The 9044-nt window shown below is 73.4% G+C and carries 8 protein-coding genes; 5 read left to right on the forward strand and 3 right to left on the reverse strand.

Annotated elements, in window-relative coordinates; genetic code table 11:
* The 3 genes from UW392_RS60915 to UW392_RS60925 all read right to left on the reverse strand — a co-directional run.
* The coding region (locus tag UW392_RS60915) for an alcohol dehydrogenase catalytic domain-containing protein (protein ID WP_320784123.1) at positions 1-816 on the reverse strand (816 nt) is incomplete at its 3' end.
* Complete coding sequence (locus UW392_RS60920; RefSeq protein ID WP_320784124.1) at positions 813-1334, reverse strand: DUF4334 domain-containing protein; 522 nt, start codon at positions 1332-1334, stop codon at positions 813-815. The genes UW392_RS60920 and UW392_RS60915, both read right to left, overlap by 4 nt.
* Before the next feature lie 62 nt (positions 1335-1396).
* Positions 1397-2074 (reverse strand): TetR/AcrR family transcriptional regulator, encoded by a 678-nt coding sequence (locus UW392_RS60925; RefSeq protein ID WP_320784125.1) that lies wholly within the window; start codon positions 2072-2074, stop codon positions 1397-1399.
* 275 nt (positions 2075-2349) lie between these two features.
* On the opposite strand from UW392_RS60925, the gene UW392_RS60930 reads away from it, so the two are divergent.
* The 5 genes from UW392_RS60930 to UW392_RS60950 all read left to right on the forward strand — a co-directional run bounded on the left by UW392_RS60930 (position 2350) and on the right by UW392_RS60950 (position 8993).
* The gene (locus tag UW392_RS60930; RefSeq protein WP_320784126.1) at positions 2350-3504 is read left to right on the forward strand and encodes a CaiB/BaiF CoA-transferase family protein; all 1155 of its coding nucleotides are present in this window, start codon (positions 2350-2352) and stop codon (positions 3502-3504) included.
* 60 nt (positions 3505-3564) lie between these two features.
* Positions 3565-4590 carry an LLM class F420-dependent oxidoreductase gene (locus UW392_RS60935; RefSeq protein WP_320784127.1) on the forward strand — a complete coding sequence of 342 codons (1026 nt, stop codon included), beginning with the start codon at positions 3565-3567 and terminating at the stop codon, positions 4588-4590.
* On the forward strand, positions 4587-5735 hold the full coding sequence (locus UW392_RS60940; RefSeq protein ID WP_414497610.1) for an acyl-CoA dehydrogenase family protein: 1149 nt from the start codon (positions 4587-4589) through the stop codon (positions 5733-5735). Before UW392_RS60935 ends, UW392_RS60940 begins: the two co-directional genes overlap by 4 nt.
* 73 nt (positions 5736-5808) lie before the next feature.
* Positions 5809-7023, forward strand: coding sequence for an acetyl-CoA C-acetyltransferase (locus UW392_RS60945; protein ID WP_320784128.1), 1215 nt, complete (start codon positions 5809-5811; stop codon positions 7021-7023).
* 134 nt (positions 7024-7157) lie between these two features.
* Positions 7158-8993: an AMP-dependent synthetase/ligase gene (locus tag UW392_RS60950; protein ID WP_320784129.1), complete on the forward strand. Its 1836-nt coding sequence runs from the start codon at positions 7158-7160 to the stop codon at positions 8991-8993.
* Positions 8994-9044: the final 51 nt, after the last annotated feature.

Here is a 9044-nt window from a genome sequence, read left to right on the forward strand (position 1 = left end):
GGCGACGGCCAGGCGGGCCGTCTCCGGGCGGCCGGTGGTGTCGACGACGTGCTGTGCGCCGCCGCCGGTGAGGTCGAGCAGCGCCGCCACCAGGCCGTCGCCCGGCGCCAGGGCCGCCGTGGCGCCGAGTGCGACGGCCAGGGCACGGCGGGAGGCGACCGGGTCGACGGCCACCACCGGGTCGCAGCCCACGGCCACCGCGGCCATCAGCGCGCTCAGCCCGACCCCGCCCGCGCCCAGCACGACCAGCGAGGAACCTGGTGCGGGGCGCAGCCGGTTGAGTACGGTGCCCGCGCCCGTCTGACCGCTGCAGCCCAGCGGCGCGGCGACCGCGGCCGGCAGGCCGGGGTCCACCTTCACCACGCCGCTCTCGTGGACGACGGCGTACGTGGCGAAGCTGGACTGGCCGAAGAAGCCGGCGTGCAGCGGTGCTCCGTCGCGGGCGAGCGGGGTGGTGCCGTCGCCGCGTCCACCGGAGAAGTTGAGGGCGCGCGCGGCGTGGCAGTAGGCCGGGTGGCCCGCCGCGCAGCTCTCGCAGGCGCCGCACCGGGCGAAGCTGAGGCAGACGTGGTCCCCCGGCGCCACGCCGGTCACCTCCGCGCCCACCGCCTCGACGCGGCCGGCGCCCTCGTGTCCGAAGACCATCGGGGTGAGCCGCCGGGGCCAGGTGTCCCGCATCGCCAGGTCGGTGTGGCAGATGCCGGCCGCGGTCATCCGCACCAGCACCTCGCGGGGCCGGGGGTCCTCGAGGTCGGCGTCCCGCACGGTGAACGGGGCGCCCGGCGCCTCGGTGACCGCGGCGCGGACGCGTCTCACGAGCCCTCTCCGGCACGGGCGTCCCGCGGCGGGCCCTCGCGCGGGGCCTCGGGGACGCGCTCGAGGAAGAAGTAGAAGAAGGGACCCTCGGCGGGCACCCCCTTGGCGTTCATGATCCCCATCAGCGTGGTGTCGTCCACCCGCTTGAAGTGGTCGAGGACCGGCCGGCCGTCATAGATCATGGTGGCCGTCGCCTCACCGCGGAACTCGACGGTCCACAGGCTGGCCTCGCCCTTGCCGAGCTCGCGGTTGGAGTACAGTCCGCCCGCCGCGTCACGGCAGATCAGCGGCTTGGCGTCCTGCACGGCGGCGAACGTCTTGCCGTACCAGCCGGCCTCCGCCAGCGTGCCGTCGAGGGGGTGACCGGTACGGAACTCGCCGCCCTGCCACTCGCCGAGTATGTCCTCGGGGCGGACGGTGGCCAGTACCGTCCAGATGGTGTCGAGTTCGGAGGGGTCGACCGGGCCGCCCTTCCTTTGGAGCTCCTTGAACCGGCTGCGGGCCTCGAGCACGTCCATGCGGGGTGTCCTCTCCTCGGTGGTGACTCGGTGCCGACGTGGGTGCGCGGCGCCCTGCCGCGTCACCGGGAAGCGCGCCGCGGGAACGGCGACGGAGGGCCGCCGGTGACCGCGCCGGGGTGGCCGACGGTGCCGAGGCTCAGCAGCACGTGGCGTTCGGCGACCTCCTCCGCGGTGAGCGGGCCGTCCTCACGGAACCAGTTGGCGACCCCCTGGCACATGACGAGCACCGCGCGCACCGCGTCGGCCGGGATCGGCGTGGTGAACACGCCCTGGGCGCGGCCCGCCTCGACCGTGTCCAGCAGCATGTGTTCCAGGTAGTCGCGCAGGGCGACGTAACGTGCCCGGTTCTGGGGCTCCAGGCTCCGTATCTCGGTGTCCAGGAAGGCCAGTCGCTGACGGTGCGCCATGGAGAGCACGATCGACTCGATCATGCCGCAGAAACGCTCCAGCGGGTCGTTCCCGGCCTCCCCGGCCGCCGCCCGGCAGCGGTCCAGGACGTCCTTGATGGACGTCTCCAGCAGCGTGGCCAGGAGGGCCTGCTTGTTGGCGTAGTGGTAGTACAGCGCGGGCACGGTGACGCCGACCCGGCCGGCGATGTCCCGGACGGACGTGCCGTGGTAACCCTGCTCGTTGAAGGCCTGCATGGCGTGCATGAGGATCGGGTGCAGGTCGAGCGGTGCGTAGGAGCGCCAGTGCTCCGCCGACGGTGTGGTGTCCTGGCTCGGCGCGGTGTTCAACGGCCCTCCTCGGGACGGGCGGCGGTCGGCGACATCGTGCGGCCGTGCATCCGGCACACCTCCTTCCGCCGACTTAGCGATCGATCAGGGAAACCTGGCATCCGTCGTTCGGCTTGGTGTCACTTCCCCAGCTCCCCTCGACAAAACCTGTTTGTGCGCGAGGAGTTGACCGACCGGCGCCGCACTCCTACGTTTTAGCGAACGCTCAGTAAGTCCCCGGTTGACGGCGGTGCCGGCGGTGAGTCCGCCCTGCACCGCGACCGAGAGAGGAACGCATGAGCCGACACCCCACCGACCCTTCCGGCCGCGACCCGGCGGGTCCGCTGCACGGCGTGCGCGTGGTCGAACTGGCGGGCATCGGGCCCGGCCCGTTCGCCGCGATGCTCCTCGCCGACCTGGGCGCCGACGTGGTGCGCGTGGACCGCCCCGGTCCCTCGCCGCTCGGCGGCGATCCCGCCCACGACGTCACCAACCGCAACAAGCGCTCCGTCCTGGTCGACCTCAAGACGCCCGAAGGGCCGGGAACGGTGAGGGCGTTGGCGGCGCGCGCCGAGATCCTGCTGGAGGGGTACCGGCCCGGTGTCGCGGAGCGGCTCGGAGTCGGCCCCGAGGAGTGCACGGCCGCCAACCCCGCGCTGGTGTACGGGCGGATGACCGGCTGGGGCCAGCACGGCCCCCTCGCCCCCCGGGCCGGACACGACATCGGCTACATCGCCACCGCCGGCGCCCTCTCCATGGTCGGCGCACCGGACGGACCACCCGTCGTCCCCGTCAACCTGCTCGGCGACTACGCGGGCGGCTCCCTCTACCTGACCACCGGCGTCCTCGCCGCGCTGCTCACCGCCCGCGCCACCGGCCGCGGCCAGGTGGTGGACGCCGCGATCGTGGACGGCACCGCCCACCTCACGGCCATGTTCCGGGGCATGCTCGCCGAGGGCACCTGGCAGGACGCGCGCGGCCGCAACCTGCTCGACGGCGGCTGCCCGTACTACGGCGTCTACCGCACCGCCGACGGCGGCTGGATGGCGGTCGGCGCCCTGGAACCCCACTTCTACACGGAGTTCGTCACCCTGCTGGGCCTGGACGGCGAGGACCTGCCGGACCGCGCCGATCCGGGTAACTGGCCCGGCCTGCGAGACCTGTTCACCGCCCGGTTCGCGACCGCCACCCGCGAGCAGTGGACGGCGGTCTTCGAGGGCACCGACGCGTGTGTCGCACCCGTGCTCTCACTGCGCGAGGCGGCCGGCCACCGGCACCTGACCGGCCGGGGCACCTACGTGGAGGCGCACGGCATCACCCAGCCCGCCCCCGCCCCCCGCTTCTCCGACACTCCCGGCACCCTCCGCCTCCCCCCGGCCGTACCCGGCGCCCACACCTCCGACGTGGCCCGCGACTGGGGAGTGCCCGGACTGCTGGACGACCGCCCCTGAACGACCCGCGCCGCCACCGCCGAACGGTCACCGCCACCACCGCTGAAGGACCGACTGCCGATGGAACTGTCCTCACCCCTGGCCTACGCCGACGATCCGCGCGCCGCCGCGGACCGGGCCGCCGCCCTGGAGTCCGCGGGCCTCGACGCCGTCTGGGTGGCCGAGGCGTACGGCTTCGACTCCCCGACGATCATGGGATACCTCGCCGCGAAGACCGAGCGGATGCGGATCGGCTCGGCCGTTCTCAACGTCTACTCGCGCACCCCCGCGCTGATCGCCCAGACCGCCGCCGGCCTCGACGCCCTCACCGGCGGCCGCGCGATCCTCGGTGTCGGCGCCTCCGGACCCCAGGTCGTCGAGGGCTGGCACGGCCGCCGCTACGACCGCCCGCTGGGCCGCACCCGCGAGGTGATCGAGCTGTCCCGGCGGATCTGGCGGCGCGAGGTGATCGAGCACCACGGCATCACCCACCTGCCCCTGCCGGCCGAGGAGGGCGGCACCCTGGGCAAACCGCTGAAGCTGCTGAACCACCCGGTCCGCGACACCGTTCCGGTCCACGTCGCGGCGCTGGGCCCGGCCAACGTGCGGCTGGCCGCCGAGATCGCCGACGGGTGGCTGCCGTTCCTCTACGTCCCCGAACACGCCGCCGACGTCTGGGGCCGGTCCCTGGCCGAGGGCGCCGCGGAGCGCGACCCCGCGCTCGGCCCGCTCGCGGTCGTGGCGGGCGGCCTGCTGGCCATCGGCGACGACGCCGAGGCCGTCCGCGACCTGATGCGCCCCACCGTCGCCCTCTACGTCGGCGGCATGGGCGCGCCCGGCCGCAACTTCTACCACGACCTGCTCTGCTCCTACGGCTACGAGGCCGCCGCGGCCGCCGTCCAGGAGCACTACCTCGCGGGCCGCAGGAAGGACGCGGAGGCCGCCGTACCCGCCGAGCTGCTGGAGCGGCTCTGCCTGGCCGGCCCCGAGGGATACGTCCGCGACCGCGTCGAGGTCTTCCGCGAGGCGGGCGTGACCATGCTGAACGTCACCCCCGTCGGCCCCGACCCCGCCCGGCTGATCGAGCACGTGAGGAGTTGGCTGTGACCCTGGAACGCGACCTGTACGGCCCCGACCACGAGGCCTTCCGCGAGACGGTGCGAAGCTTCCTCGCCAAGGAGGTTGCCCCGTACCACGACCGCTGGGAGGAGAACGGCGTCGTCGACCGGGAGGTGTGGCGCTCGGCGGGCCGCCAGGGACTGCTGGGCATGGCCGTCGACGAGGAGTACGGCGGCGGCGGGACCGACGACTTCCGGTACAGCGCCGTCCTCATCGAGGAGTTCGCCCGCGCCGGCGCCTCCGGGCTGGCCCTGAGCCTGCACAACGACATCGTCGGCCCGTACCTGACCCGGCTCGCCGACGAGGAGCAGAGACGCCGCTGGCTGCCCGGTTTCGTCTCCGGCGACCTCGTCACCGCCCTCGCCATGACGGAGCCCGGCGCCGGTTCCGACCTGCAGGGCATCCGCACCACCGCCACCGACCGGGGCGACCACTACCTGCTCGACGGCGTGAAGACCTTCATCTCCAACGGCATCCTCGCCGACCTCGTCGTCGTGGTCGCCCGTACCACCCCCGAGGGCGGCAGCGGCGGGCAGAGCCTCCTCGTGGTCGAGCGCGGCATGGCGGGCTTCGACCGCGGCCGCAACCTCGACAAGATCGGTCAGAAGGCCCAGGACACCGCCGAGCTGTTCTTCGACGGCGTGCGCGTCCCCAAGGAGAACCTGCTGGGCGAGGAGAACCGGGCCTTCACCTACCTCATGGGCAACCTCGCCCAGGAGCGGCTCGCCATCGCGGTCGGCGCGGTCGCGGCGGCCGAGGAGATCCTGCACGTCACCCTGCGGTACGTGAAGGAGCGGAAGGCCTTCGGACGACCGCTGGCCGGGCTCCAGCACATCCGCTTCGAGGTCGCCGAGATGGCCACCGAGGCCGCGGTCACCCGGACCTTCGTCGACCGCTGCGTCACCGAGCACAGCCGGGGCCGGCTCGACGCCGTGCACGCCTCGATGGCCAAGTGGTGGGCCACCGAACTGCAGAAACGGGTCGTCGACCGCTGCCTGCAACTCCACGGGGGCTACGGCTACATGAGCGAGTACCGGGTGGCCCGGGCGTACCTCGACAGCCGTGTCCAGACCATCTACGGAGGCACCACCGAAATCATGAAGGAGATCATCGGCCGCTCGCTGCTCGGTTGAACGCCGGCCGACCGACTGAAGCCGACCGAGGGCACAGGAAGAGCCGGCGGACCCGACCAGGAAGGCACCCGAGGTGGGCACCGAAGCATACGTGTACGACGCGATCCGCACCCCGCGCGGTCGCGGCAAGGCCGATGGGGCCCTGCACGGCACCAAGCCGATCGACCTGGTCGTCGGCCTGATCCACGAGACGCTCCGCCGCTTCCCGGACCTCGATCCGGCGGCGGTCGACGACGTCGTGCTCGGTGTGGTCAGCCCCCTGGGCGACCAGGGCGCGGACCTCGCCCGCGCCGCCGCCGTCCTCGCGGGGCTGCCGGAGACGGTGGCGGGCGTACAAGAAAACCGCTTCTGCGCATCTGGTCTCGAAGCCGTCAACATGGCGGCGGCGAAAGTCCGGTCCGGCTGGGAGGACCTGGTGCTGGCGGGCGGTGTGGAGTCCATGTCGCGGGTCCCGATGGGCAGCGACGGCGGCGCCTGGGCGCTGGACCCGCGTACCAACGACGCCACCGGATTCGTCCCCCAGGGCGTCGGCGCCGACCTGATCGCCACCCTGGAGGGCTTCTCGCGGCGGGATGTGGACGAGTACGCGGCGCTCTCCCAGGAGCGGGCCGCCGCCGCGTGGAAGGACGGGCGCTTCGACCGCTCCGTCGTCCCCGTGCGGGACCGCAACGGGCTGCCGGTCCTCGACCGCGACGAACTCCCGCGCCCCGGCACCACCGCCGACTCGCTGGCCGGGCTGAGGCCGTCGTTCGCGGACATCGGCGAGCTGGGCGGCTTCGACGCCGTAGCGCTGCAGGAGTACCACTGGGTGGAGCGGATCGACCACGTCCACCACGCGGGCAACTCCTCCGGCATCGTCGACGGCGCCGCCCTGGTCACCCTCGGCAGCGGGGAGGCCGGCGAGCGCCACGGCCTGACCCCGCGCGCCCGCGTCGTCTCCGCCGCCGTGTCCGGGGCCGATCCCACCATCATGCTGACCGGCCCCGCGCCCGCCTCCCGCAAGGCCCTCGCGAAGGCCGGCCTGACCGTCGACGACATCGACCTGTTCGAGATCAACGAAGCGTTCGCCGCCGTCGTCCTGCGCTACGTCAAGGACATGGGACCGAGCCTGGACAGGGTCAACGTCAACGGCGGCGCCATCGCCATGGGGCACCCCCTCGGCGCCACCGGCGCGATGATCCTCGGCACCCTCGTGGACGAACTGCACCGCCGCGACCTGCGGTACGGGCTGGCGACCCTGTGCGTCGGCGGCGGCATGGGCATCGCCAACGTGGTCGAACGCCTCTGACCGGTCGGCCGCCCGCTCCCGACCCGACTCCGCTTCCGGTACCCACGTCGACCCGGACTCCGACCGACACGCCCGCAGGGGCCCTCCCCGCCCCGGCCCCCCGGACGCCCCTTCCGACCCGCAAGGAGGCCCCGATGAGACCAGCACCCCGCATCACCGGCGACCTGCCCGACGACCCGGCCGCGCGGACCCTGCCGCAGCTGCTGGCGCGGAACGCACACGACCACCCCGAACTCCCCGGTCTCTCCTGGCAGTCGACGGTCCCGGACGGCGACTGGACGACGCTCAGCTGGGCGGAGATCCACGAGCGGACCCGCCGACTCGCCGCCGGCTACCGGGCCCTCGGCGTCGGCCGCGGCGACCACGTCCTGATCATGATGTCCAACCGGCCCGAACACTGGCTGTCGGACCTGGCGCTGGTCCGCCTCGGCGCGGTCCCGGTCAGCGTCTACGGCACCGCGTCCCCCGAGCAGATCACCCACATCGCCCGCAACTGCCGGGCCCGCCTCGCCCTCGTCGAGGGGCCGGCGCAGGTCGCCGTGTGGGAGCCGCTGCTGACCGAGGCCGACACCCCGCTGGAGCGGCTGGTGGTGGCCGAGGAAGGTGCGGAGGGCAGCCACCTCCCGTACGCCGCACTGCTCCGCGAGCCGGTGCCGGAGCGGATCGACGACGAGTCACTGGACGCCGCCCGCCCCGAGGATCCGCTGACCGTCGTCTACACCTCCGGCACCACCGGCGAGCCCAAGGGCGTCGTCCTCACCCACCGCGTGGTGATGTCCAACGCCCTGGCGCTGGACGCCGTCGTGGAGCTGCCCCCGCACGTCGAGCACATCTGCTACCTGCCGTTCGCCCACATCGCCGAGCGCATGCTGGGCATCTACCTGCCCTGTCACCGGGCCTCGCACGTCCACCTCTGCGCCGACCCGGCACGCGTCGGCGAGGTGGTGCGCAAGGTGCGCCCCGCGCAGTTCTTCGGCGTGCCGAGGGTCTGGGAGAAACTGTCCGCCGCCGTACGGGCCGTCCTCTCGCTGATGCCGCCCGAGCAGCGAACCGTCATCGACCAGGCGTTCGAGGTCGCCCGTGAGCACGTCGGGTACCGCGAGCGGGGCGAGACGCCGCCCGCCGAACTCGAGAAGCGCTACGCCCGCGCCCGCGAGGACGTGCTGCTGCCCATGCTGGCCGCGGGAGGCCTCAACCGGGTGACCTGGACGGCCAGCGCGTCAGCGCCGATGCCGGCCGACGTGGTGCGGTTCTGGGCCGGTTTCGGGGTCGTCATCATGGACGCCTGGGGGCTGACCGAGACCACCGGAGTGGCCACCAGCAACAGCCCGAGGACCGGCTTCCGACTCGGTTCGGTGGGACGCCCGGTGGAGTCCGTGGAGATCCGCACCGCCGAGGACGGCGAGATCCTGGTGCGGGGCTCGTCCGTCTTCTCCGGCTACCTCCAGCCGGACGGCTCGGTGCGCTCCGCCCTGGACGCCGACGGCTGGCTGGCCACCGGCGACATCGGCCGGATCGACGAGGACGGCTACCTCTGGCTCACCGACCGGAAGAAGGAGATGATCATCACCTCCACCGGCAAGAACGTCTCGCCGGCCCTGGTGGAGAACGCGCTCAAGGAACACCCGCTGATCGGCCAGGCGATGGTGCACGGCGACAACCGTTCCTACCTGGTCGCCCTGCTGGTGCTCGACGCGGAGGCCGCCCCCGCCTGGGCCGCGGCCAACGGCGTCGAGGCGGACGGGGGAGCGGCCGGGCTGGCGCGGCACCCCGCCGTCCGGGCGGAGGTGGACCGTGCGGTGGCCGCCGCCAACGCCCGGCTCAATCGCACCGAACAGGTCAAGCGCTACGAGCTGCTGACCGAGGAGTGGGGCCCGGCGACCGGCGAGCTGACGCCGTCGCTGAAGATGCGGCGCCGCGTCATCCGGGACAAGTACGCCGGCGAACTGTCCGGGCTGTACCCGGACTGAGCCGGTGCGCGGATGGGAGGCGGCCGCCCACCCCGTACGGGGTGGGCGGCC

Source organism: Streptomyces sp. CRN 30 (genome assembly GCF_034105845.1).